The organism is Leifsonia lichenia (genome assembly GCF_054780215.1).
Window position 1 is genome coordinate 78,784 of record NZ_BAAGWT010000004.1, and the last position, 22,405, is coordinate 101,188.

Here is a 22,405-nt window from a genome sequence, read left to right on the forward strand (position 1 = left end):
TGCTCCTATTTCAATGCGTTTGCATGGATATCGTCATCAACGGACGGGGTGGCCCGACTATTCCCGCGCCCCCTCAGCCAGACAACGAGCGCGACGATCCCGATGCCGATCGCCGTGCCCGCCGTGTTCGCGATGATGTCGCGCACGTCGCTGTATCTCGTCGGCAGGAAGAGCTGGGTGAACTCGATCGCGCAGGTCGCCGCGAAACCGACGATGAGGGCGATCCACCACCTGCGCATCCCGAGCAGCAGCGTGAACAGCACCCCCATCGGCACGAACATGGCGATGTTCGCCGTGAACTCGACGCCGCTGTACGTGACCCAGGAGGTGGGCGGGAAGCGGCCGATCTGCGCGATGACATCGCGGATGAAGTGATTCTCCGCCGAGTCCTGCGGCTGCGGCGACAGCGTGATCCAGGCGACGGCGAGCAGATAGAGGGCCGTGACGGCGAGGAGTACGGGATGGCGGCGGAACATACCCCCTATGCTGGCGCACGCCGCGCATCGGCGCACACCGCGCGGCCCTCGGCCAGAATGAACGCATGACCAGCGCCTTCCGCATCCCGATGACCGGCCGCGCCACGGACGAAGCCCACCGCGTCTCGAGCCCGCTCGAACTTCTCTTCGACCTGACCTTCGTGGTCGCCATCGCCCAGGTCGCCGCCCAGCTCGCGGACGCGACGCTGAGCGGGAAACTCTCCACCGACATCGGGCCGTACCTGATGGTGTTCTTCGCCATCTGGTGGGCGTGGATGAACTTCACCTGGTTCGCCTCCGCGTACGACACCGACGATGTGCCGTACCGGATCACGACGCTCGTGCAGATGGGCGGTGTGCTCGTGCTCGCGGCCGGTGTGCCGAGCGCGTTCGCCGGGAGCGACTTCACGGCCATCACGATCGGCTACCTGATCATGCGCGTCGGGCTGGTGAGCCAGTGGATCAGGGCCGGGATCGAGCATCCACAGGGCAGGGCGACGGCGTTCCGCTACGCGGCGGGAGTGTCTGCGGTGCAGGTGCTGTGGGTTTCGCGGCTGTTCCTGCCGCCGGAGACGGGCGTGCTGACCTTCGTGATCGCGGCGGCGCTCGACCTCTCCGTGCCGATCTGGGCGGAGCGGACCGGGAAGACGTCCTGGCACCCGCACCACATCGCCGAGCGCTACGGACTGTTCACGATCATCGTGCTGGGCGAGTCGGTGTCGGCCTCGGCCATCGGGGTGCAGCACGCGCTGGAGGCGAACGGCGTCTCGGTCACGCTGGTGGTGATCGCCTCGGCCGGACTGGTGCTGCTGTTCGCCCTGTGGTGGCTGTACTTCCTCGAACCTGCGGCGGAAGGGCTGAGCACGCGGCGCGGCCGCTCGTTCTACTGGGGCTACGGCCACTATCTGGTGTTCGCCTCGCTCGCGGCGCTCGGTGCGGGACTCGAGGTGGCGGTGCAGCGCGGCTCCTCCGGAGGGGCGGCGGTGTCCGACACCGTGGTGGAGTACGCGGTCGCCGTGCCGGTCGCGGTGTTCCTGCTGCTGTTGTATGTGCTGCACAAGCCGCTGGTGGACGAGGTGGTGGTGCGGCCGCTGAAGACCGGCATCGCTGTGCTCCTTCTGCTGGCGCTGCCACTCGCGTCGCCGCTGATCGGCCTGCTCGGAGTGGTGATCGGCGTCGCCGTGGTGGCGTCGGCGCTCGTGGCCGCGACGCTGGTCGACCGCGCCGTCGGCGCGCGCGCCGTCTAGCCGCCGCTTCCCCGCTTCCCCCGCCTTCGCCGCACGACTCGTGCGGAACGTGCGGTCCCCGCCTCCGCGACCGCGCTTACGGCACGAGGCGTGCCGCGGGCGCCACCGGGGATGCGGCGGCACGCGCCGAGCGCACAGCGCGAACGATGCCGAAACAGATCAGCCCCTGCGCGGCGAGGTAGGTGAGCATGATGAGGAAGTCCACCTGCCACAGCGCGAACCCCGGCAGGAACCGGTCCAGGCCGAGCAGGCTGTCCGAGACGACGAAGCACGCAGCCCCCACCGCGATCCAGCGGTTGCACGCGCTTCCGGATGCGCCGAGCGCGACGAGAGCGAGCCCGTACGCCGCGAGCGGCACCAGCATGGCGCCGGCGTGCGGGGCGAGCACGGCGAGCAGGGCCGCGAACCAGGCCAGGTAGACGACGCTCCACCAGCGCGGACGGCGGAACCGCATCCGTCGCCAGAACAGCACGACGTATGCGAGGTGCCCGAGCAGGAAGAAGCCGAGGCCGACCACGAAGCCGGGGCCCGCATCCATCAGCGAGATGTCGCCGAGCCAGCCGAACAGCACGGCGAGCGACCCGAGCAGCGCAACCTCGCCGCGCCGGACGGGCAGCGCCCAGAGCAGGCACACCAACAGCGCGGGCATCAGCAGCGGCTTCGTGACGGCGACGAGCGCCTCCGCGCCCGCGAGCACACAGCTGAGATGAACCACGCCGACGACGATGTACGGCACGAACCGATAGGCCACGCGACGACTCTAGTGGTCACGATTCGTGCGAGACGTGCGGTGCGGGGCGCGACGACCGCACGTTTCGCACGAACCGCGGCGGGAGGCGGCGCGAGGCGGCGCACGAGTCGTGCGCCGGAACGACGAAACGGGCCGCCACCCGGAGGGTGACGGCCCGTTCGTAAGAAGCTCGCGGTGTCAGCGATGAGCTGCCACTGATGGCTCCTGCGTTATCGGCGGAGTCCGAGACGCTCGATCAGCGAGCGGTAACGGGCGATGTCGATGTCCGACAGGTAGCCGAGCAGGCGGCGACGCTGACCGACCAGGAGGAGCAGGCCACGACGCGAGTGGTGGTCGTGCTTGTGCTCCTTGAGGTGCTCGGTGAGGTCTTTGATCCGCTTGGTCAGGATTGCAACCTGAACCTCGGGGGATCCGGTGTCACCGGGGTGGGTCGCGTACTCTTCGATGATCGCCTTCTTGACGTCTGCATCAAGTGCCATAGAGGTGATCCCCTTTCTCTCGTTGCGCGGTGCCCGATGGCCGAATGCCTGGGCTCTCTTTATCCGCGGCCGTTAGACGGCAACCTGGAAAGCTTACCAGACCAGCGGGGATGCGCCCCGCGCGCGAGCGGGACGACGGGCCTGTCCCGAGAACGGCCGCCCGGAGTATCGTGCGGCACATGAAGGCACTCCAATATCGTGAGATCGGTTCCCGCCCCGAGGTCGTCGAGATCCCCGACCCGCAGATCGGCCCCGGGCAGGTGCTGCTGAAGGTCACCGCCGCCGGAGTCTGCCACTCCGACGAGTTCATCATGGGACTTCCGGCCGACCAGTACGTCTACGGCCTCCCCCTCACCCTCGGCCACGAGGGAGCAGGCGTCGTCGAGGCCGTCGGCGACGGCGTCACGGGCGTGAAGCAGGGTGACGCGGTCGCCGTGTACGGCCCGTGGGGATGCGGCCGCTGTCTGATGTGCGCGCAGGGCAAGGAGAACTACTGCCTCAACGCACAGGCGGAGGGCATCCGGCCGCCAGGGCTCGGAGCTCCCGGCTCGATGGCCGAGTACATGGTGGTCGACAGCGAGCGCCACCTGGTGCCGCTCGACGGACTCGACCCCGTGGCCAACGTGTCGCTCACCGACGCCGGATTGACGCCGTACCACGCGATCAAGAACTCGCTGCCCAAGCTGGGCGCAGGCACCACGGCCGTCGTGATCGGCACGGGCGGGCTCGGGCATGTCGGCATCCAGATCCTCCGGGCGATCTCCGGCGCGACCGTGATCGCCCTCGACGTCAACCAGGAGAAGCTCGACCTGGCGACGGCTGTCGGCGCCCACCACGCCATGCTGTCGAATCAGGATGCGGTGGCGGCGGTGCGCGAGCTCACTCACGGGCGCGGAGCCGACGCGGTCTTCGACTTCGTGGGCATCCAGCCGACCGTCGAGCTCGCCGGTGCGATGGCGGCGACGGAGGGCGACGTGACCATCGTCGGCATCGGCGGAGGGGCGCTCGCTGTCGGCTTCGGGCGCATCGCGTACGACGTGGCGGTCCGCACGCCGTACTGGGGTTCCCGCGCCGAGCTGATCGAAGTGCTCGACCTCGCTCGCGCCGGGTCCGTCGAGGTGGAGGTCGAGACGTACTCGCTGGACGAGGGACCGAAGGCGTACGAGCGGTTGCACGAGGGGAAGATCCGCGGCAGAGCGGTGATCCTGCCGAACGGCTGAGCGACGAACGGCTGAGCGGCGGAACGGCTGAGCGCGCCGCGGCGGTTCAGCCGCCGACGACGGCCAGCGCCTCGGCGACGACAGCGGCCGGTTCGCCGTCGCTGTTCGCCGCCCACCAGAGGAGGGCGGAGAACGACGCGGCCGAGAGCGCGTCGGCGAGCACGCTCGCGTGCAGGCTGCCGGGCTCCTCCGCCGTTCGGCGCGCGATGAAGGCCGCGAGCACGTCGCGGTTGAGCGCGAGCCTGCCGAGCCCGAACGCGATCAGGGAGTCGTCGGAGCCGATCAGCAGCAGGCGGCGTCTGGTCGCCTCGATGCGGTCGGGCGGCATGTCGAGCGAGCGGGCGATGGCGCGGCGCAGCACGGAGGCGGTCGGTTCGTCGGGGGTGGCCGCATCCAGTTCGGCCCTGGTGCGCTCGACGACGGGCTCCATCCCGCCCCAGACCAGGGCCGGTTTGCTCGGGAAGTAGCGGAACAGGGTGCGCCTGCCGACGCCCGCGACGCGTGCGATGTCGTCCATCGTGGTCGCCTCGTAGCCGTGCTCGGCAAAGTGGCGGAGGGCGAGCAGGGCGACCTGATCGGGGTCGACATCGACGGGGCGACCGCGGCGGCGGGTGCCGGGGCGCTGGCCGGATTCGGCTGCTGGCGAATTCACATCCCCATTATGGCACCGAGTGCTATAAATGCTTCGACGCCCACCTCGAGCGCCACACACGACACAGGAGATTCAGGAATGAGCACAAACGATTCCGCTCGCTTCGCAGGCAAGACCGCCATCGTCACCGGCGCGGGCTCCGGCATCGGCAGGGCGACGGCGCTCCGCATCGCATCGGAGGGCGGCCGCGTCATCGCCAGCGACATCGCCCCCGACCGTCTCGACGCGCTCACCGCCGAGCACGCCGACCTCGACCTCGTAACCGTCGCCGGCGACGTGTCCAGCGAGGAGACCATCGCGGCCATCCTCGACGCCGCCGGCGGACGAGTGGATGCGCTCGCCAACGTCGCAGGGATCATGGACGGCTTCCAGCCGGCCGCCGAGATCGACGACGCCACCTGGGACCGCGTCCTGAACATCAACATCACCGCGATCATGCGCCTCACCCGCGCCGTGCTCCCGGTGATGCTGGAGGCCGGCTCCGGCTCGATCGTCAACGTCACGTCCGAAGCCGGGCTCCGCGGCTCGGCGGCCGGTGTGGCGTACACCACCTCGAAGCACGCGGTCGTGGGATACACGAAGTCCACCTCGGTCTTCTACACCCCGAAGGGCATCCGCACCAACGCGGTCGCCCCGGGACCCGTCGCCACCAACATCGAGGCGCCGTTCCGCTCCGAGTGGGCCGGCCAGCGCCTCGGCCCGCTGATGCAGACCATGGTGCCGCCGGTCGCGCAGCCGGAGCAGCTCGCCGCATCCATCACCTGGCTGCTCAGCGACGACTCTGCCAACGTCAGCGGTGTCATCCTGGCGTCGGATGGCGGGTGGTCGGCGATCTGAGTCGCTGGCGTTCGGAAGGAATCCGCAGTCGACACGCCGCCGGGATCTCCGTTCGGACGGAGATCCGGGGGCGTGGATGTGCGGAACTCCTTCCGAACGGAGTTCGGGAGGGCGCTGGGGGGGGCAGGGCAGGGGGCAGGGGCGGTAGCTCGCTAGGCGCGCTGGGCTGCGCGCGCGACAGCGCGCGCGAGGACGCGGAGGCCGTCGGGCACGTCGTCGGGCGCGATTGCGCCGAAGCCCAGCATCAGGCCGGACACCGGCGCTTCGCCGATGCCGAAGCGCGCGATCGACTGCACGGAGACACCGGATGCAGCCGCCTCCGCTGCGACGCGGTCGGAGTCGAACGCCACCCCATCCACCGGCAGCAGGCACACGTGCAGACCCGCCACCGACGGCACCGCGCGCAGCGATCCGCCGAGCAGCGCCTCCGCCTGCTCCAGGATCTGACGCTGCCGCATCCCGTACTGCTTCGTTGCCTGGCGGACGTGCCTGGCGAACCCTCCTGAGTCGATGAAGCGCGCCATCGCCGCCTGGGTCACGTGGTCGTTGTGCCAGTCGGTGAGGCGTTTCGCGCTGCGGAGGGCAGGCAGCAGCGTCTGCGGCGCCACCAGGAAGCCGAGTCGCAGCGCCGGCAGCATCGTCTTCGAGAACGTGCCGACGTAGACGACCCTGCCCTCGGTGTCGAGGCGTTGCAACGGGTCGAGCGGGCGGTCTGCATACCGGTATTCGCTGTCGTAGTCGTCTTCGAGGATCACGGCGTCGTGCTCGCTCGCCCAGGCCAGCAGCCTCGTGCGGCGCTCGAACGAGAGCACGCCGCCGAGCGGGAACTGGTGCGACGGCGTCACGTACACGAGCTTCGCATCCGCCGGCAGCGCATCCACCTGCAGGCCGTCGCCGTCGACGGGCACCGGCACGACGCGCGCCCCCATCGTCTCGAACAACTGACGCACAGGCGGATAGCCGGGGTCTTCGACCGCGACCACGTCGCCTGGCTCGAGCAGCACGCGGCCGACCAGGTCGAACGCCTGCTGCGCGCCGCTGGTGACCAGGATGTCGTCGGCCAGCGCATCCACCGAGCGGGCCACCCCCAGGCGCCTGGCCAGAGCATCCCGCAGCCGCTGCAGCCCGGCAGGGTCGCGGTAGTGGCCGGAGCGCAGGATGCCACCGCGCAGTTCGGCCGCGACGAACCGGCGCCACGACTCGGCGGGGAACAGCGCGGGGTCGGGGGTGCCCACGCTGAAGTCGTATGCGATCGGCAGCGGCTCGGACCACAGCGGATCGTGGATGTTCGCCCAGCGCTCCACGGGATGCGCGGCCGTCCGCTCCCTCCGCGCTGCGGACGCGCTCGGCACGGCGGTCGGAGCGGACACGAAGGTGCCGGAGCCGACGCGCGCGCTCAGGTAGCCCTCCGCCGTCAGCCGCTCGTACGCCGTCGCGACGGTCGTGCGCGAGACGGCCAGTCGCTCGGCGAGCTCCCTGGTGGCAGGGAGCCGTTCTCCGTGCCGCAGCCGCCCGTCGAGCACGGCGTCGCGCAGTTGCCGGTAGATGCGGTCTGCGCGGTCTCCCCTGCCGTCGATCTGCACGTGGACGTCCACGAGAACCCCCGGAGATTGGCCTGATCGGAATGTGCTGGATTGGAGCTTACACGCGGCCATTGACGTTTCTAGGCTGGCGGCATGACAGAACGAATCGACATCTCCTCCATCGTCCCCGAGGGCTACCGCAAGGTCATCAACCTCGACGGCTACGTCGGCCAGCACGTCGAGGAACCGCTCGGCGACCTCATCAAGCTCCGTGCATCCCAGATCAATGGATGCACGTTCTGCGTCGACATGCACTCCGTCGACCTGCAGGCGGGCGGCTACCCCCTGCGCAAGGTGTTCTCGGTCATCACCTGGCGCGAGTCGGAGTGGTTCAGCGAGCGGGAGCGGGTCGCGCTCGAGCTGACCGAGGAGGTCACGCTCATCCAGGGCGGCGTCTCGGACGATCTCTACGCGCGGGCGCTCGCCGAGTTCGGCGCGGAAGGGCTGGCGAACCTGCTGCTGGCGATCGCGACCATCAACGTCTGGAACCGCATCGCCATCCCGACGCTCATGCACCCGCCGGCGCTCTGAGGCGGATGCACGCGACGTGCCGTGGCACTCGTGCAAAAGGTGCGGTGCGAACGAGTCGCACCGCACTTCTTGCACGAGTCGTGCGCGTGTTTAGGAGACGCCGAGCAGGTCGATCACGAAGATGAGCGTCTTGCCGGAGAGCGGGTGCCCTCCGCCCGCAGGACCGTATGCCTGCGCGGGCGGGACGGTCAGCTTGCGACGTCCGCCGACCTTCATGCCGGGGATGCCGTCCTGCCAGCCCTTGATGAGGTTGTTGAGCGGGAAGTTGATGGACTGCCCGCGGCTCCAGGAGGAGTCGAACTCCTCGCCGGTCTCGTACTCGACGCCGAGGTAGTGCACGTCCACCTTGGAGCCTGCGGTCGCCTCCGGGCCGGTGCCCTCGACGATGTCGACGATTTCGAGCGCCTCGGGAGCCGGGCCGTCCGGGGCGTCGACTTCGGGCTTCTGGTTGGTGTTTTCTGCCATGCATCCATCCAACTGGCTGGGCAGGCCCGCGTCAAAGCGCGTTCTCTGAGAGCGCATGTCCGAAATCCGCTCTTGCGCTCCTCCGGGATGCGGAGCACCCTGTATGTAGATCACAAGATCAACTCGTCGCCCGGGAGAGTCGCAGGCATCGCCGCACCACCGGGCGTCGAGTCTTTAACAGGCCGGTTCGGTGTGAGATTCTGACGCTATGAGTTCTCCCGCCGGACTGGACAGCGCCGATGTCCGCATCCACAATCTGGCACTGCTGATGCGCCGGCTGGTCGACGGGCCGAGCGCGCGCAGCGAGCTGGCGGCGGCGGTCGGGCTATCCCGCGGCTCCGTCACGGCGCTGATCGACGTGCTGAGCACGGCCGGGCTGGTGCGCGAGTCGGCGGTGGTCGCCTCCGGCACCGGACGGCCCAAGACGCTGCTGACGCTCGCAGCGGATGGGATCGCGTTCGCCGCTTTGCAGCTCGACGCCGACCAGGCCATCTTCCTCGCCCACGATCTCGCGGGAGCCGAGCTGGTGCGCGTCGCAGAGCACCACGGCCGGCCGATGGGCGACCCGGAGGCGGTCATCGACGTCGCCGCGCACACGCTCGGGGCCGGGCTCGACGCAGTGGAGCGCCTCGGTCGCGCACCCGTTGGACTCACGGTCGTCGTGCTCGCGCCCGTCGGCGGCGACCCGCGCATCGTGCTCGCGGACACCGACCTCGACTGGGGTCCGGTGGATGTGCTGGGGATGCTCCGCGCACGCGAACCGCGCCTGCCGGATGATGCGGTCCTCACCTCCGACGAGCCTGCCGCACTCGCCGAGGCGCAGTTGCTGCCTGACGAGCGCTTCGTGCTCTACCTGAAGAGCAACAGCGGCATCGGCGGCGCCTACCTGGCGGACGGCTCGTTCATCCTGGGCGCGCACTCCCTGGCGGGAGCGATCGGTCACCTCCCTGTCGATCACGACGGCCCGCCGTGCGCCTGCGGCCAGCGCGGGTGCTTCGTGAACGTCGCCGGGCCCGACGTGGTGCTTTCTGCCGCTGGGATGGCGGATGTGCGCGACCGCGACGGCCTCACCGCCGCCCTCGCCCAGCTCGTGGAGCGCGTACGCGCCGGCGAGCCCGCCGCGACGGCGGCGTTCGCCTCCGCCGCTGTGTGGATCGCCAGGACGATCGCGATTCTCCGGATGGCGCTCGACCCGTCGGTGATCGTCCTCGGCGGATACTGGGCGGATTTGGCGCCTCAGATCGCGGAGGCGACGACGCCGCGGCTGCGGCTCGACGTCGAGGGCGGGCTCGCTCCCACTCCCCCGATCGTCGCGGGACGCCTCGGCGCGGACGCCGCGCTGCTCGGCGCCCTGCACCAGGCACGGGATGCGGCACTCGCCGACCCTCTTCGGCTCGCCGCGCGCTGACCACCAGCGCTCCGCCCGACTGCTGCGTCCCCGCTGTCGTCCCACTGTGGCCGAATCGCAATAATTCGAGCCTTGAATTAACTGGCGTGGTTCGCCATACTCATTACCGAGCGACGCAAGGTTTTCGTGCCGCCCGGCTTCCCCCAGCCGCACCGACTCAACGAAGAGGAGTGTTGTGCCAACTCAGAACCCCGCGTTCGACCCCGTCGTCGAACCGCCAGAGCCCCAGCAGACCGCAGCGGACGCGGCGACCGCCGCCGCGACCGCCGCCGCCGCGACCTCCGCCCCGACAGCAGCGGCCTTCCCGACAGCGACCTCCCCCACCTCCCGCGCATCCACCGCGTCGTCGCCGGCCGCCACCCGCCGCCTGCTGCCTTCGCTCGCCGTCACCTCGCTCGTGCTGTTCGCGACCTACTCCGGCCTGATCGCGGTGCTGCTCCCCAACCAGGTGCAAGCCATCGACCCGGCCAACAAGATCGGCAACCTGGCCATCGTGACCACGGTGTCGTTCGTCTTCACGCTGTTCGCGCAGCCGATCGTCGGAGCGTTCAGCGACCGCACACGCTCCCGCCTCGGCCGTCGCGCGCCGTGGATGATCATCGGCGCCGCTGTCGGAGCCGTCTTCCTCGCCGGGCTGGGGTCGCTCAGCTCGATCATCTGGATCACCGTGTTCTGGGTGATCATCCAGGTGGCTCTCAACGCCCTGCAGGGGCCGCTGAGCGCGATCACGCCCGACCGCTTCCCGCGCAGCCGCCGCGGCGTCGCCTCCGCGATGGTCGGCGTCGGCACGATGGCGGGCGGCACGATCGGCGTGCTCGTGGCCGGGCAGCTCGCCGCGAACGTCGGCGTCGGCTACACGGTGTTCGGCGCGGCCGTCCTCGTCCTCACGCTCGCCTTCGTGCTGCTCAACCGGGACTACTCCAGCAAGGACGCCGTGCATCCACCGTTCCGCTGGAAGGAGTTCCTGTCCGGGTTCTGGATCGACCCGCGCACCAACCCGGACTTCGCCTGGGCCTTCGCGGCGCGCTTCCTGTTCATCCTCGGCTACTTCGTGACCTTCGGCTACCAGCTCTTCATCCTCACCGACTACATCGGGATGCCCATCGGCCAGGCCAACTCGACCATCGGGCTGCTCAGCCTGGCATCGCTGGTTACCACAGTCGTCTCCATCTCGCTCGCGGGCTGGCTGAGCGACAAGTTGGGCAGGCGCAAGGTGTTCATCTACGTCGCCAGCGCCCTCATGGTCGTCGGGCTCAGCATCCCGCTGATCTCCCCGAACGTGACGGGGATGCTCGTGATGAGCGCCGTGAACGGCTTCGGCTTCGGGTTGTACATGGCGTGCGACACCGCGCTGATGACAGAGGTGCTTCCCGGCGGAGGCACGGCGGCCGCCAAGGATCTGGGCATCCTGAACATCGCCACGAACATCCCGCAGGCGCTCAGCCCCACTATCGCGGCCATTCTGATCGGCGCGGTCGGCGGCTATCCTGCCCTGTTCGTCTTCGGCATGGTGGCCGTCGCGCTCGCGGCCCTCGTGCTCATCCCCATCAAGAGCGTCCGCTGAGAAAGGACCAGACACCGATGTCGACACAGAAGACACCCGCCGCCCCCGAGGCCGACACGACAGCAGGGCGCGTACGCGGGCTCTGGCGAGACGACTCCGCCGCGTTCCTCGGCATCCCGTTCGCGGAGGCGCCGACGGGCGAACGCCGCTTCGCCGCCCCCGTGCCGCACGCTGCATGGGACGGCGTGCGCGATGCCACCGCGTACGGAGCGACGCCGCAGCGCGCAGCGCTCTCCGAGATCACCCTGATCCCCGAGCCGTCGTACCCCGGCGAGTCGACGCTCAACGTGAACGTCTTCACGCCGTCGCCCGACGATCGGGATGCGAAGCTGCCCGTGCTCGTCTACATCCACGGCGGCGGGTTCATCGCAGGGTCTCCCGCGAGCCCGTGGTACGACGGCGCCGCCTTCAACAGGGACGGCGTCGTCACCGTGTCGGTCTCGTACCGGCTCGGTTTCGACGGGTTCGGCTGGATCGAGGACGCCCCGCAGAACCGCGGCATCCTGGACTGGCTGCTGGCTCTGGAGTGGGTGCGCGACAACATCGCCGCGTTCGGCGGCGATCCGGAGCGTGTCACCATCGCCGGCCAGTCGGCCGGTGGCGGCGCTGTCCTCACCCTGCTCGCCGTCCCTCGGGCGGCCGGGCTGTTCCAGCGCGCCATCAGCATCTCCGGCGCCACCAGCGATCTGCCCGTCGAGGACGCGGAGACGTACGGTCGTCGGCTTGCCGAGCTCGGCGGGGTGCCGCCCACCAGGGCGGGGCTCTCCTCGCTCGACGAGGCGACCATCCTCGGTCTGCAGGCGCAGCTCGCGTCCCCGGCGCCGGAGCCTGGCGCTGAGGACGACCCGCTCGCCGGGCTGGTCCAGCTCGCCTCCGGCGGCCTGGTCTGGGGACCCGTCGTGGACGGCGAGCTGCTGCCGCAGAGCGTCGCAGACGCCATCCGCTCCGGCGTCGGCGCCGACAAGGAGCTCGTGCTCGGAGCGACCGACAACGAGTTCAACATGGCGTTGACGGCGCAACGGGATGCGCTGGCCGCCGTGCCCGCCGCCGCCGTCCTCGGCCGGTTCGGCCTTCCGGAGGAGACCGTCACCGCCTACGTCGACGCCCACGCCGGCCACGATACGGCGGACATCCTCGGCCAGTACATCACCGACCGGATGTTCCGGACGACCGCCCTGACGCTCGCCACCGAGCGCGCGGAGACGGGGGCGCCCACCTGGCTCTACCGGTTCGCCTGGCCGTCCCCGACCATCGGAGGCGCGTGCCACTGCCTGGACATGCCGTTCTTCTTCGACTGCCTGGCGGCCGAACGGGTCGAGCACATCGCGGGCGCGAACCCTCCGCAGTCGCTCGCCGACGATGTGCACGGCGCCGCTGTGGCGTTCATCGCGGGCGGAGACCCCGGCTGGACGGCGTTCGACACGGCCGCAGAGGCGGCGCGGGTGTTCGACGTCCCGTCGCGCACGGCAGAGCACGCGTACGCGGATGTGGAGCTGCTGCTGCCTGCGGCGGTGCGCTGACGCGCATCCCCTGCCCTCCGTCTCAGGGACGGGTCAGCCGAACACCTTGCCGGGGTTCAGTATGCCGAGGGGGTCGAAGACCGACTTGAGCTTGACCTGCAGGTCGTAGGAGTCAGGGCCGAGCTCATCGGCGAGCCAGCGGCGTTTCAGGACGCCGACGCCGTGCTCGCCGGTGAGCGTTCCGCCCAGCTCCATCGCTGTGCGGAACAGCTCGTTCGCCGCATCCCACACCGCGGCGGGCACGTCGGCGCCGGTGTACACGAAGTTCGGGTGCAGGTTGCCGTCGCCCGCGTGCGCGACGGTCGGGATGGCGATGCCGTGCTTCTCGGAGATGCGCTCGATGGCGGCGAACATCTCGGGCATCCGGGAGCGCGGCACGGAGACGTCCTCGATGAGCACCTCCCCCGTCGCGGCGAGCGCAGGGTGGAAGGCGCGACGGATCGCGAGCAGACGCTCGCCGTCCGCCGCGTCGGCCGAGACGCGCACGCTGCCGCCCGACTCGCGGACCAGGACGGCCGCGGCGTCGGCGTCGGCCTGCGCGCTCGGGCCGTCGAACTGCACCAGCAGGTAGCTTCCTCCCCCTGTGGTCCCGAACGCGTCGCGGATGGTGTCCTCGCCGAGGTAGGCGGCGATGCGCTCCAGAGACGCGGCATCCAGCAGTTCCATCACCGCTGGGCGGAGCCGGGAGGCGGTGACCCGCGCGGACGCGGCGGCCGCCGCGCGCACGTCGGGGAAGATCGCGCCGATGGTCGTCGGCTCCCCCGCCGGGATCGGCAGGGCGCGGACGGTCGCACCGACGATCACGCCGAGCGTCCCCTCCGAGCCGACGAACAGCGCCGTGAGGTCGTAGCCGGTCACGCCCTTGACCGTGCGGTGGCCCAGCTTCACCAGGCGGCCGTCTGCCAGCACGACGTCGAGGGCGAGCACGGCCTCGCGGGTCACGCCGTACTTGGCGCAGAGCAGGCCGCCGGCGTTGGTGGCGATGTTGCCGCCGACCGTCGAGATGGCCTTGCTCGCCGGGTCGGGTGCGAAGAAGAGCCCGTACGGTTCGAGGGCGTCGTTCAGGTCGGCGTTGATCACGCCGGGCTCGACCACGGCCAGCTCGTCGTCGCCCGAGACCTCCAGGATGCGGTTCATGCCGGCGACGCTGAGGACGATGGAGCCGTGCGTGCCGTTGGCGCCGCCGGCGAGCCCCGTCCCTGCACCGCGCGGCACAACGGGGATGCGGAACTCGCTCGCCGCCCGCATGGTCGCCTGAACGTGCTCGACGGCCGTGGCGTTGACGACGGCGAGCGGGAGGCCGTCCGCGATCCAGCCGGAGCGGTCCGTGCGGGCAGCGTCGAGCGCATCCCGGTCGGTGGTCAGCACTCCGGCCGCGACGGCCTCCTCGCCGAGCGCCGCGGACAACCACTCCAGAACATCCATGCGGTTCAGCATATTGAACGCGGGTAATGTCCGTTTTCCGCTACCGAACGTCGGCGGCTGGTGCGAGGCTGGAGGCATGAACCGCGAAACAGACAAGCTGGCCGACCCGGTCTTCGCCGAGCGCTACCGTGCGATGAGCGCCAGGGATGCGCGGTTCGACGGCCAGTTCATCACCGGCGTGCACTCCACCGGCATCTACTGCCGACCGAGCTGCCCAGCCGTCGCCCCGAAGCCGGGCAATGTGACCTTCTACCTCACCGCGGCGGCGGCGCACGAGGCAGGGTTGCGCGCGTGCAAGCGCTGCCTGCCGGATGCCGTGCCTGGCTCACCGGAGTGGAACACCCGCGACGACCTCGCCGCCAGGGCCATGCGGCTCATCGCAGACGGCACCGTCGAGCGCGACGGCGTTCCCGGCCTGGCCAAGCGGCTCGGATACACGCCTCGGCACCTCGGGAGGGTGCTGGCGACGGAGCTGGGCGCAGGTCCCCTCGCCCTCGCCAGGGCGCACAGGGCGCAGACGGCGCGCCTGCTGCTCGCCGGAACCGACCTGTCCATCACCGATGTGGCGTTCGCGGCCGGGTTCACCAGCGTGCGCCAGTTCAACGAGACGATGGCCGACATCTACCGCACCACCCCCGGCGCGATCCGCGCGTCGGCGAAGAACCGGCCCGCATCCAGGCAGGCCGGGCTCGCCAACGGTCGCGGAGACGGGTCGCACGCCGTGCACACCGGCACGGACACGGCCCCTGGGGCGGCGAGCATGAGCCTGCGACTCCCGGCCCGCGCTCCGTTCGACGGCGCGGCCGTCCTCGGATTCCTCGGCGCCCGGTCGATCGCGGGCGTCGAGACGGGGTTCGCCGAGACAGCAGGCACTCCCGGGTACGCCCGCGCGCTCTCCCTCCCCCACGGCCCCGCCGTCGTGCGCCTCGCCATCGGCGGCACGACGACCGCCCCGTTCGTGGAGTGCGACGCCACCCTCGCCGATGTCGCCGACCTCGCACCCCTGGTGGCCCGCGTCCGGCGCCTGCTCGACCTGGATGCGGACGCCGCCGCCATCGACGACGCCCTCTCCGCCGACCCGGCGCTCGCCCCGAGCGTCGCCGCCGCGCCGGGGCGGCGTGTGCCGGGTGCGGTGGATGCGGAAGAGATCGTGTTCCGCGCCCTGATCGGCCAGCAGATCTCCGTACCCGCCGCCCGCACCGCGCTCACCAGACTCACCGACGCCCTCGGCCGCCCGATCGACCTCGGCGGGTTCACGCGCCTCTTCCCCACCGCCGCCGACATCGCCGAGCACGGCAGGGAGGTGCTGCGCGGGCCGGCCAGGCGCATCGACACCATCGTCCACACGGCGGAGGCCATCGCATCCGGCGGGCTCGTCATCGACGTCGGCGAGTCGCGCGAAGAGCTGGAGTCCCGTCTCACCGCCCTTCCCGGAATCGGGCCGTGGACGGCGGGCTACATCGCGATGCGCGTGCTCGGCAGCCCGGACATCCTGCTCACCAGCGACCTGGCCATCCGCCAGGGAGCGGCGAAACTCGGCCTCCCCGACGAGGCGCGCGCCCTCGCGGCGTACGGCGCGCGCTGGGCTCCGTGGCGCAGCTACGCCGGAATGCACCTCTGGAGGTCGGCCCAGGCGTAGGCTTTCGAGCGACTTACATGCATTCGCAGAAGGAGGGGATCTCGCACGTGCCGACCATCGCCGTCGTGATCCCCGCGCTGAACGACTCGGAGATGCTCGCGCGCTGCCTCGACGATCTGGCGGCGCAGCTCCGACAGGCCGACGAGATCATCGTCGTCGACAACGGCAGCACGGACGACACGGCTCAGGTCGCCAGTGCGAAGGGCGCACGCGTGATCGCGCAGTCGCAGCGCGGGATCTGGCCGGCCGCATCCACCGGCTACGACGCGGCGACCACCGACATCATCGCGCGCCTCGACGCCGACTCCCGCCCTCCCGTCGACTGGCTGCTGCACATCGAGGCCGAGTTCGTGGATGCGCCGGAGATCGGCGTGCTCACCGGCCCCGGTATCTTCTACGACGGCAACACGTTCATCGCGGGCCTCGGCCAGACGCTCTACATCGGCGGCTACTTCTGGTCGATGGAGATCTGGCTCGGCCACCCGCCGATCTTCGGCTCCAACTTCGCCATGCGCCGCGAGGTCTGGGAGCGCGTGCGCGGGCGCGTCCACCGCGGGATGCGCGAGATCCACGACGACCTCGACCTCGCCATCCACCTCGACCCCGACCAGCTCGTACGCTACGACGAACGGCTCACCGTCGGCATCTCCGCCCGGCCGTTCAGCACCTGGCGCGGCTTCGGACGCCGCCTCGGCTGGGCGTACAGCACGCTCAGGATGCACCTGCCGGAGGAGTCGCCGTGGCGTCGCCGCGCCGCCCGCCGCCGCTGGGCGGACGAGCACGCCGACGAGGCGCCGGGCGCCATCGCCTGATCAGGTGACGCGGCAGTACGTGGTGAGGTATCCGATCCCGCCGATCGAGACGGTCACCGTCGAATGGTCCTTCAGGAACACCGGTGGCGTGCGCGAGTACCCGGCACCGCCAGGGCTCCCCGTGGAGATGAGCGTCCCCGGCGGGATGGTCGCCGAACGGGACAGGTACGAGACGATCTCCGCGACGGACCTCACCATGTCGGCCGTCGACGCGTCCTGCAGGATCGTTCCGTCGACGTTGGTCGTCAGCCACAGGTCCTGCGGGTCGCGGATCTCGTCGGCGGTCACCACGACAGGGCCGTTCGGCGTGAAGCCGTCGAACGACTTGCACCGCGACCACTGCGCCTCGGAGAACTGCAGGTCGCGCGCCGTGATGTCGTTGACGACCGTGTAGCCCCAGACGTAGTCGAGCGCATCCTGCACCGAAACGTCCTTGGCCGGCTTGCCGATGATGACGCCGAGCTCCGCCTCGTAGTCGACCTGCGTCGTCAGGTCCCCCGGCCACGTCGTCGTTCCGCCGTGACCGGCGAGAGAGTTGGGCCAGAGCGCGAAGATGGTGGCCGCCTTCTCGCTGCGCAACGCCAGTTCGGACGCGTGGGCGGCGTAGTTCGCGCCGATCGCGATGACCGACGGAGGTCGCAGCACCGCGGAGGCGTGACGAAGCTCCCTGACCGGTGTGAGACTCGTGTGCTGGGCGAGCGCGTTGTCGACGACCGCCTTGACGTGGGCGAGGACGTCGTCGCCCTTCTCGATCAAGTCCTGCAGATCGCGAGGGGCCGGGTCCATCACCTCCTCCAGGAAGAGGGCGCCGTCGCCGATGACGGCCGCGAGACGCGGCGTTGGATCTGTTGTGGTGCTGAGGTGCGAGAATCTCACGCTCCCAGGCTATCGGGCGCGAAGCTGCGTCACGAAAACGCGCGGCTGGCGCGAAACGTCCGGCGCGTCGGCTAGCGTGGAAGGGTGTCCATCGGTGAGCGGCGGCCAGGGGTCGCCGGAGGTGACGACGACGCTGCGCGACTCGATGCCGGGATTCCCGACATCGACTGGTCCGTCGCGCCGGTCGGCGCCGTCTTCTCGCGGTTCGCGGCTCCCAGCGGAGAGCTCGCCGTCGTCTCGCTCGGCGACCCCGCCGACCCGCGCGTCGTGCTCATCCCCGGCGTGACGGGGTCGAAGGAGGACTTCTACCTGCTCGCGCCGATCCTCGTCGCGGCCGGATACCACGTCGAGAGCTTCGACCTCGCCGGTCAGTACGAGTCCGCTGACGCCGGACCCGTGCCGGGAGGTCGCTACACCTACGAGCTGCTCGTCACCGACATCGTGGCGTTCCTGCAGTCCGGTCCCCCGGCGCATGTGCTCGGCTACTCGTTCGCCGGGGTGCTCGCGCAGCTCGCGCTGGTCGAGCATCCACACCTGTTCCGCAGCCTCACGCTGCTGACCACGCCGCCGGAGCCCGGGCAGGCGTTCCGCGGGGTGCGCGTGATCGGCTGGCTGAGCTGGCTCCTGAACGGACGGCAGGGCGCAGGGCTGATGATCTGGGGAATCGTCACCAACAAGAACAAGGTGCCTCCGTCGAGGCTCGCGTTCGTGCGCTCCCGGTTCGCGCTCACCAGGCGCTCAAGCGTGGACGACATCGTCGGGCTGATGAAACGGGTTCCGGATGTGCGGGGCAGGGTCGCCGCTCTGCGCATCCCGCTGCTGGTGGCCACCGGCAACCACGACCTCTGGCCGACGCACCTGCACGCCGCCAACGCGCAGGCGCTCGGCGCGACGCTCGCCGTCTACAGCACCGGCCACAGCCCGTGCGAGACCGCCCCGCACCAGCTCGCCCGCGACATGGTCGCCCTCTTCCACCGCGCAGAGCGCGCAGAGGACGCCCGCCGCGACTGACCGGCCCGCGCCCTCCCGCGCACACTCGCGCACGACAGGAGAACGCGGCGACCCCCGCCGGTTCCTCCGTCGTAACGGAGTCTCCGGCGGCGCGTCGCCGCGTTCGTCCTGCGTTACGCTTCGGTCTCGATGATCGGGATGGCCGTGGTGATCGCCTCGAGCCCGCTCAACCGGGCGGGCGAGAGCAGCCTGGTCACATCGTCGCGGCTCATCAGCTTCGCCTCGACCACGAGGTCTGCGACGTTGCCGCCGGTCAGCAGCGCCGTCTTGGCGAGCGCCGCGGCCGCCGCGTAGCCGATGTGCGGCATGAGCGCCGTGATGACACCGACCGACGAGCCGACCATCGCGCCCAGCCGCTCCTCGTTGGCGGTGATGCCGTCGACGCAGTTGACGCGGAGGGTGTGGAAGGCCTGCGTCATCCACGTGATCGACTGCAGCAGCGAGTGGGCGATGACGGGCTCGAACGCGTTGAGCTGGAGCTGGCCGCCCTCCGCCGCCATCGTCACCGTGACGTCGGCTCCCGCGACGGAGAACGCGACCTGGTTCACGACCTCGGGGATGACCGGGTTGACCTTGCCAGGCATGATGCTGGAACCGGCCTGGCGCGGAGGCAGGTTGATCTCGCCGAGACCGGCCTGCGGGCCGCTGGAGAGCAGGCGCAGGTCGTTGCAGATCTTCGACAGCTTGATGGCGCTGCGCTTGAGCGAGCCGGAGAACGACATGAACGCGCCAGCGTCCGAAGTCGACTCGATGAGGTCGGGGGCGGTCTCCAGGTTGAGCCCGGTGATCACGTTGAGGTGGCGGACGGCCGCGGCGGCGTAGCCGGGGTCTGCGGTGATGCCGGTGCCGATCGCGGTCGCGCCGAGGTTGATCTCGGCGAGCAGCCACTTGGTCTCGGTGAGACGGGCGTGGTCCTCGGTGAGCGTCGTCGCGAAGCCGTGGAACTCCTGCCCGAGCGTCATCGGCACCGCATCCTGCAACTGCGTGCGGCCGACCTTGAGGACGTGCCGGAACTCCTTGCCCTTGTCGGCGAACGAGTCGCGGAGCTTGGCGAGCTCGTCGAGCAGATGGCCGAGCGCGAACGTGAGGGCGATCTTGATGGCCGTCGGGTACGTGTCGTTCGTGCTCTGGCTGCGGTTGACGTCGTCGATCGGGCTGATGAACTGGTACTCGCCCTTGGCGTGGCCGTCGAGTTCGAGGGCGACGTTCGCGATGACCTCGTTGGCGTTCATGTTCGTCGACGTACCGGCGCCGCCCTGCATCACGCCGACCACGAACTGGTCGTGGTACTGGCCGTCGATGATGAGCTGGCAGGCCTGGTCGATCAGTGCGGCCTTGTGCTTGTCCAGCACGCCGATCTCCAGATTCGCGCGCGCTGCGGCCTGCTTCACGCTGGCGAGGGCGACGATGAGATCGGGGTAGACGGAGATGGGTCGCTTGGCGATCTGGAAGTTCTCCAGCGCCCGCGAGGTGTGGACGCCCCAGTACGCGTCCGCCGGGATCTCTCTGGTGCCGAGCGAGTCCGATTCGGTGCGGACGGGGCCGCCGTCCGCTGTCGGGGTCGGGACGTCTGAGACGTTCTGTGAAGCGTCGATCACGGGAATCGGGTGGGTTTTCGGCTCGTCCATCATTGCTGTGGGGGAATTCACGGTTGGCTCCGTTGCCTGTCGTTGTGCGGGTGGCATTGTTCATGTCGGTTGTTCGTGGCCACCGACCATACGAGCCTACCGCGTGCATCCACGGAGGTTGCGGGCGAAACGGTTCAGCCGAGCTTGCGGAGCAGCCCGCGGGCGAATTTGTCCTTCGCCTCGGTGAACGGCGGGTAGATCAGCCGCAGGGTGTCCGGCTTCAGCGACTTGGTCAGCACGGCCTTCTCGTGGCTGAACGTCTGCAGCGACCGCTCGCCGTGGTAGGCGCCCATCCCGCTCTCCCCGACCCCGCCGAACGGCAACCCCGCCACCGCCAGATGCGCCGCCGGCACGCCGAACCCCACCGCGCCCGAGCTCGTCTCCGTGAGGAACCTGCGGCGCACCTTCGCGTTCTCGCTGAACACGTAGAGCGCGAGCGGCTTGTCACCGGATGCGATGTACCGGATGGCGTCGTCCGGCCCGTCGACCGGGACGATCGGCAGGATCGGGCCGAAGACCTCCTCGCGCATCACCGGCGCATCCCGGGGCACATCGGCGATGACGGTGGGCGCCAGGTAGCGGGATGCGGCGTCGTGCGTTCCGCCTGTGACGGTCGTGCCAGCATCCAGCAGGGCGGCGAGCCGCTGGAACTGGCGGTCGTCGACGATGCGTCCGTAGTCGGGGCTGGTCGCCGGGTCGTCGCCGTAGAGCGCGGTCACGGCGGCGGCCAGCGCCGTCGCGAGCCTGCCGGCGACGGCGGGCGTCGCCAGCACGTAGTCCGGCGCGACGCAGGTCTGGCCCGCGTTCATGAACTTGCCCCACGCGATGCGCGCCGCAGCAGCGGCCACGTCGACCGTGTCGTCCACGTAGACAGGCGACTTTCCACCGAGTTCCAGCGTGACCGGGGTCAGGTTCTCGACCGCGGCCGCCGCGACGATGCGGCCGACGCGGCCGTTGCCGGTGTAGAAGATGTGGTCCCAGCGCTGGGCGAGCAGCTCGGTCGTCTCCGGAACGCCGCCCTCCACGACCGCGACGGCACGCCGGTCGAGGTACTCCGGGATCAGCCTGGCCATCGTCGCCGACGTCGCCGGCGCCAGCTCGCTCGGCTTCAGCACCACGGCGTTTCCGGCGGCGATCGCTCCGACCGCCGGCGCGAGGAGCAACTGCACCGGATAGTTCCACGGTGCGATGACGAGCACAAGCCCGACCGGCTCACGGACGATGGATGCGCTGGCAGGCAGCAGCGCGCCCGGCACGCTCACGCGCTTCGGCCGCAGCCAGCGGCGCAGGTGCCGGACCATGTGGTCGATCTCGCCGACCACGAAGCCCAGTTCGGCGATCTGCGACTCTGTCGGATTCTTGCCGAGGTCTGCCAGCAGGGCGTCCTCGAACTCCGCAGACCGCTCGGTGAGCATCCTGCGCATGGCCTTCAACTGGGCGAGTCGCCAGGACAGCGGTTTGGTGATGCCACGGTCGAAGGCGACGCGGAGGTCGCCGGCGGTCTGCGCAGGTGTCATGCGGCCATCCTACGGATGCGCGGCCGGGCGGTACTCCAGGTCGAAGATCGCGTGTCCGAGGCCCTCGCCCCTGCGTTCGAACTTGGTGACGGGGCGGTCGTCGGGGCGGGGCACGAAGCGCGCATCCCCTGCGACGTTGACCAGGCCGGGTTCCGCATCCAGCACCGCGACCATGTGCTCGGCGTACGGCTCCCAGTCGGTGGCGAGCCGGAGCACGCCGGTGGGTGCGAGGGCGCGCACGATGAGCTTCGCCACGTCCGGCTGCACGATGCGGCGGCCGTGGTGGCGGGCCTTGGGCCACGGGTCGGGGAAGTAGATCATCACTTCGTCGACGCTGTGCTCGGCGAGGCCGTGCTCGAACACCTCGACTGCGTCGTGCCGCACCAGCCGGATGTTCTCGAGACCGCGGCTGCGCAGCTCGCCGAGCACGCGGCCGACACCGGCGCCGTGCACCTCGACGCCGAGGAAGTCGGTGTCCGGGTGCCGCTCGGCCAGCGTGAGCAGGTTCTCCCCGTTGCCGAAGCCGATCTCCACCGCGCGCAGCGCTGTGCGGCCGAACGCCGCATCCAGGTCGATGGGCGCACCGTCGAAGTCGACGCCGTAGACCGGCCAGAGCTCGTCGATCGCCCTGGTCTGCGCCTCGGTCTTCCGTCCCCTGGTCACGAAACTGCGCTGCCGGCCGACCTGCTTCTGCTCTTCCACGTCCCCCATTCTCCCAAACGATCGAGCCCAGGGTTTCTCACCTTAAAACGGACGAATACGGT

Annotated in this window: 21 protein-coding genes; 10 read left to right on the forward strand and 11 right to left on the reverse strand. The window is 70.1% G+C overall.

What is annotated here, in order from left to right:
• Positions 1-5: 5 nt before the first annotated feature.
• Positions 6-476, reverse strand: a complete 471-nt coding sequence (locus ACYVGI_RS10880) for a VanZ family protein (RefSeq protein WP_460632640.1) — start codon at positions 474-476, stop codon at positions 6-8.
• A 65-nt stretch (positions 477-541) separates the two neighbouring features.
• On the opposite strand from ACYVGI_RS10880, the gene ACYVGI_RS10885 reads away from it, so the two are divergent.
• Complete coding sequence (locus tag ACYVGI_RS10885; RefSeq protein WP_460632641.1) at positions 542-1,723, forward strand: low temperature requirement protein A; 1,182 nt, start codon at positions 542-544, stop codon at positions 1,721-1,723.
• A 76-nt stretch (positions 1,724-1,799) separates the two neighbouring features.
• Here the strand turns inward: ACYVGI_RS10885 and ACYVGI_RS10890 are convergent, their stop codons facing one another.
• Entirely contained in the window at positions 1,800-2,474 is a 675-nt protein-coding gene (locus tag ACYVGI_RS10890; protein WP_460632642.1) for a lysoplasmalogenase, read from the reverse strand.
• Positions 2,475-2,683: 209 nt separating this feature from the next.
• Positions 2,684-2,953 (reverse strand): 30S ribosomal protein S15, encoded by a 270-nt coding sequence (gene rpsO / locus ACYVGI_RS10895; RefSeq protein ID WP_055892416.1) that lies wholly within the window; start codon positions 2,951-2,953, stop codon positions 2,684-2,686.
• Positions 2,954-3,132: 179 nt separating this feature from the next.
• On the opposite strand from rpsO, the gene ACYVGI_RS10900 reads away from it, so the two are divergent.
• Positions 3,133-4,173 (forward strand): NAD(P)-dependent alcohol dehydrogenase, encoded by a 1,041-nt coding sequence (locus tag ACYVGI_RS10900; RefSeq protein WP_460632643.1) that lies wholly within the window; start codon positions 3,133-3,135, stop codon positions 4,171-4,173.
• 46 nt (positions 4,174-4,219) lie between these two features.
• Here the strand turns inward: ACYVGI_RS10900 and ACYVGI_RS10905 are convergent, their stop codons facing one another.
• Positions 4,220-4,825, reverse strand: a complete 606-nt coding sequence (locus tag ACYVGI_RS10905; RefSeq protein ID WP_460632644.1) for a TetR family transcriptional regulator — start codon at positions 4,823-4,825, stop codon at positions 4,220-4,222.
• Between the two features lie 78 nt (positions 4,826-4,903).
• Between ACYVGI_RS10905 and ACYVGI_RS10910 the strand changes: the two genes are divergently transcribed.
• Complete coding sequence (locus ACYVGI_RS10910) at positions 4,904-5,662, forward strand: SDR family NAD(P)-dependent oxidoreductase (protein ID WP_460632645.1); 759 nt, start codon at positions 4,904-4,906, stop codon at positions 5,660-5,662.
• Positions 5,663-5,814: 152 nt separating this feature from the next.
• Here ACYVGI_RS10910 and pdxR read toward each other — a convergent pair whose 3' ends face one another.
• Positions 5,815-7,257 carry a MocR-like pyridoxine biosynthesis transcription factor PdxR gene (pdxR, locus tag ACYVGI_RS10915; protein ID WP_460632646.1) on the reverse strand — a complete coding sequence of 481 codons (1,443 nt, stop codon included), beginning with the start codon at positions 7,255-7,257 and terminating at the stop codon, positions 5,815-5,817.
• Between the two features lie 81 nt (positions 7,258-7,338).
• Between pdxR and ACYVGI_RS10920 the strand changes: the two genes are divergently transcribed.
• Positions 7,339-7,776 (forward strand): carboxymuconolactone decarboxylase family protein, encoded by a 438-nt coding sequence (locus ACYVGI_RS10920; RefSeq protein ID WP_460632647.1) that lies wholly within the window; start codon positions 7,339-7,341, stop codon positions 7,774-7,776.
• A 90-nt stretch (positions 7,777-7,866) separates the two neighbouring features.
• Here the strand turns inward: ACYVGI_RS10920 and ACYVGI_RS10925 are convergent, their stop codons facing one another.
• Positions 7,867-8,241, reverse strand: a complete 375-nt coding sequence (locus ACYVGI_RS10925) for an FKBP-type peptidyl-prolyl cis-trans isomerase (RefSeq protein WP_055892399.1) — start codon at positions 8,239-8,241, stop codon at positions 7,867-7,869.
• 208 nt (positions 8,242-8,449) lie between these two features.
• Here ACYVGI_RS10925 and ACYVGI_RS10930 point away from each other — a divergent pair, with 208 nt between their 5' ends.
• The 3 genes from ACYVGI_RS10930 (at position 8,450) to ACYVGI_RS10940 (ending at position 12,733) form a co-directional block, all read left to right on the forward strand.
• Positions 8,450-9,649, forward strand: a complete 1,200-nt coding sequence (locus ACYVGI_RS10930) for an ROK family protein (RefSeq protein WP_460632648.1) — start codon at positions 8,450-8,452, stop codon at positions 9,647-9,649.
• A 175-nt stretch (positions 9,650-9,824) separates the two neighbouring features.
• A complete protein-coding gene (locus ACYVGI_RS10935; protein ID WP_460632649.1) occupies positions 9,825-11,213 on the forward strand; it encodes an MFS transporter in 1,389 nt (462 codons plus the stop codon).
• A 17-nt stretch (positions 11,214-11,230) separates the two neighbouring features.
• Positions 11,231-12,733 carry a carboxylesterase/lipase family protein gene (locus ACYVGI_RS10940; protein WP_460632650.1) on the forward strand — a complete coding sequence of 501 codons (1,503 nt, stop codon included), beginning with the start codon at positions 11,231-11,233 and terminating at the stop codon, positions 12,731-12,733.
• A 33-nt stretch (positions 12,734-12,766) separates the two neighbouring features.
• On the opposite strand, the gene ACYVGI_RS10945 is transcribed toward ACYVGI_RS10940, so the two are convergent.
• Complete coding sequence (locus tag ACYVGI_RS10945) at positions 12,767-14,158, reverse strand: FAD-binding oxidoreductase (RefSeq protein ID WP_460632651.1); 1,392 nt, start codon at positions 14,156-14,158, stop codon at positions 12,767-12,769.
• Positions 14,159-14,234: 76 nt separating this feature from the next.
• On the opposite strand from ACYVGI_RS10945, the gene ACYVGI_RS10950 reads away from it, so the two are divergent.
• On the forward strand, positions 14,235-15,797 hold the full coding sequence (locus ACYVGI_RS10950) for an AlkA N-terminal domain-containing protein (RefSeq protein ID WP_460632652.1): 1,563 nt from the start codon (positions 14,235-14,237) through the stop codon (positions 15,795-15,797).
• Positions 15,798-15,814: 17 nt separating this feature from the next.
• Positions 15,815-16,609, forward strand: a complete 795-nt coding sequence (locus ACYVGI_RS10955) for a glycosyltransferase family 2 protein (RefSeq protein ID WP_460632653.1) — start codon at positions 15,815-15,817, stop codon at positions 16,607-16,609.
• Here ACYVGI_RS10955 and ACYVGI_RS10960 read toward each other — a convergent pair whose 3' ends face one another.
• A complete protein-coding gene (locus tag ACYVGI_RS10960; RefSeq protein WP_460632654.1) occupies positions 16,610-17,485 on the reverse strand; it encodes a fumarylacetoacetate hydrolase family protein in 876 nt (291 codons plus the stop codon).
• An 84-nt stretch (positions 17,486-17,569) separates the two neighbouring features.
• Here ACYVGI_RS10960 and ACYVGI_RS10965 point away from each other — a divergent pair, with 84 nt between their 5' ends.
• Positions 17,570-18,496: an alpha/beta fold hydrolase gene (locus ACYVGI_RS10965; protein ID WP_460632655.1), complete on the forward strand. Its 927-nt coding sequence runs from the start codon at positions 17,570-17,572 to the stop codon at positions 18,494-18,496.
• Positions 18,497-18,609: 113 nt separating this feature from the next.
• Here the strand turns inward: ACYVGI_RS10965 and ACYVGI_RS10970 are convergent, their stop codons facing one another.
• The 3 genes from ACYVGI_RS10970 to trmB form a co-directional block, all read right to left on the reverse strand.
• The gene (locus tag ACYVGI_RS10970; protein WP_460632891.1) at positions 18,610-20,124 is read right to left on the reverse strand and encodes an aspartate ammonia-lyase; all 1,515 of its coding nucleotides are present in this window, start codon (positions 20,122-20,124) and stop codon (positions 18,610-18,612) included.
• 134 nt (positions 20,125-20,258) lie between these two features.
• Positions 20,259-21,641: an aldehyde dehydrogenase family protein gene (locus ACYVGI_RS10975; protein WP_460632656.1), complete on the reverse strand. Its 1,383-nt coding sequence runs from the start codon at positions 21,639-21,641 to the stop codon at positions 20,259-20,261.
• A 9-nt stretch (positions 21,642-21,650) separates the two neighbouring features.
• On the reverse strand, positions 21,651-22,343 hold the full coding sequence (gene trmB / locus ACYVGI_RS10980) for a tRNA (guanosine(46)-N7)-methyltransferase TrmB (protein WP_460632657.1): 693 nt from the start codon (positions 22,341-22,343) through the stop codon (positions 21,651-21,653).
• Positions 22,344-22,405: the final 62 nt, after the last annotated feature.

What these genes read in the sequence shown, in the direction of transcription:
- rpsO (WP_055892416.1), bottom strand. Translation starts at nt 2,953, where the DNA reads ATGGCACTTGATGCAGACGTCAAGAAGGCGATCATCGAAGAGTACGCG.
- ACYVGI_RS10925 (WP_055892399.1), bottom strand. Translation starts at nt 8,241, where the DNA reads ATGGCAGAAAACACCAACCAGAAGCCCGAAGTCGACGCCCCGGACGGC.
- ACYVGI_RS10975 (WP_460632656.1), bottom strand. Translation starts at nt 21,641, where the DNA reads ATGACACCTGCGCAGACCGCCGGCGACCTCCGCGTCGCCTTCGACCGT.
- ACYVGI_RS10900 (WP_460632643.1), top strand. Translation starts at nt 3,133, where the DNA reads ATGAAGGCACTCCAATATCGTGAGATCGGTTCCCGCCCCGAGGTCGTC.
- ACYVGI_RS10955 (WP_460632653.1), top strand. Translation starts at nt 15,815, where the DNA reads ATGCATTCGCAGAAGGAGGGGATCTCGCACGTGCCGACCATCGCCGTC.
- ACYVGI_RS10970 (WP_460632891.1), bottom strand. Translation starts at nt 20,124, where the DNA reads ATGGACGAGCCGAAAACCCACCCGATTCCCGTGATCGACGCTTCACAG.
- ACYVGI_RS10910 (WP_460632645.1), top strand. Translation starts at nt 4,904, where the DNA reads ATGAGCACAAACGATTCCGCTCGCTTCGCAGGCAAGACCGCCATCGTC.
- ACYVGI_RS10945 (WP_460632651.1), bottom strand. Translation starts at nt 14,158, where the DNA reads ATGGATGTTCTGGAGTGGTTGTCCGCGGCGCTCGGCGAGGAGGCCGTC.
- ACYVGI_RS10880 (WP_460632640.1), bottom strand. Translation starts at nt 476, where the DNA reads ATGTTCCGCCGCCATCCCGTACTCCTCGCCGTCACGGCCCTCTATCTG.
- ACYVGI_RS10950 (WP_460632652.1), top strand. Translation starts at nt 14,235, where the DNA reads ATGAACCGCGAAACAGACAAGCTGGCCGACCCGGTCTTCGCCGAGCGC.
- ACYVGI_RS10920 (WP_460632647.1), top strand. Translation starts at nt 7,339, where the DNA reads ATGACAGAACGAATCGACATCTCCTCCATCGTCCCCGAGGGCTACCGC.
- ACYVGI_RS10940 (WP_460632650.1), top strand. Translation starts at nt 11,231, where the DNA reads ATGTCGACACAGAAGACACCCGCCGCCCCCGAGGCCGACACGACAGCA.
- ACYVGI_RS10885 (WP_460632641.1), top strand. Translation starts at nt 542, where the DNA reads ATGACCAGCGCCTTCCGCATCCCGATGACCGGCCGCGCCACGGACGAA.
- ACYVGI_RS10930 (WP_460632648.1), top strand. Translation starts at nt 8,450, where the DNA reads ATGAGTTCTCCCGCCGGACTGGACAGCGCCGATGTCCGCATCCACAAT.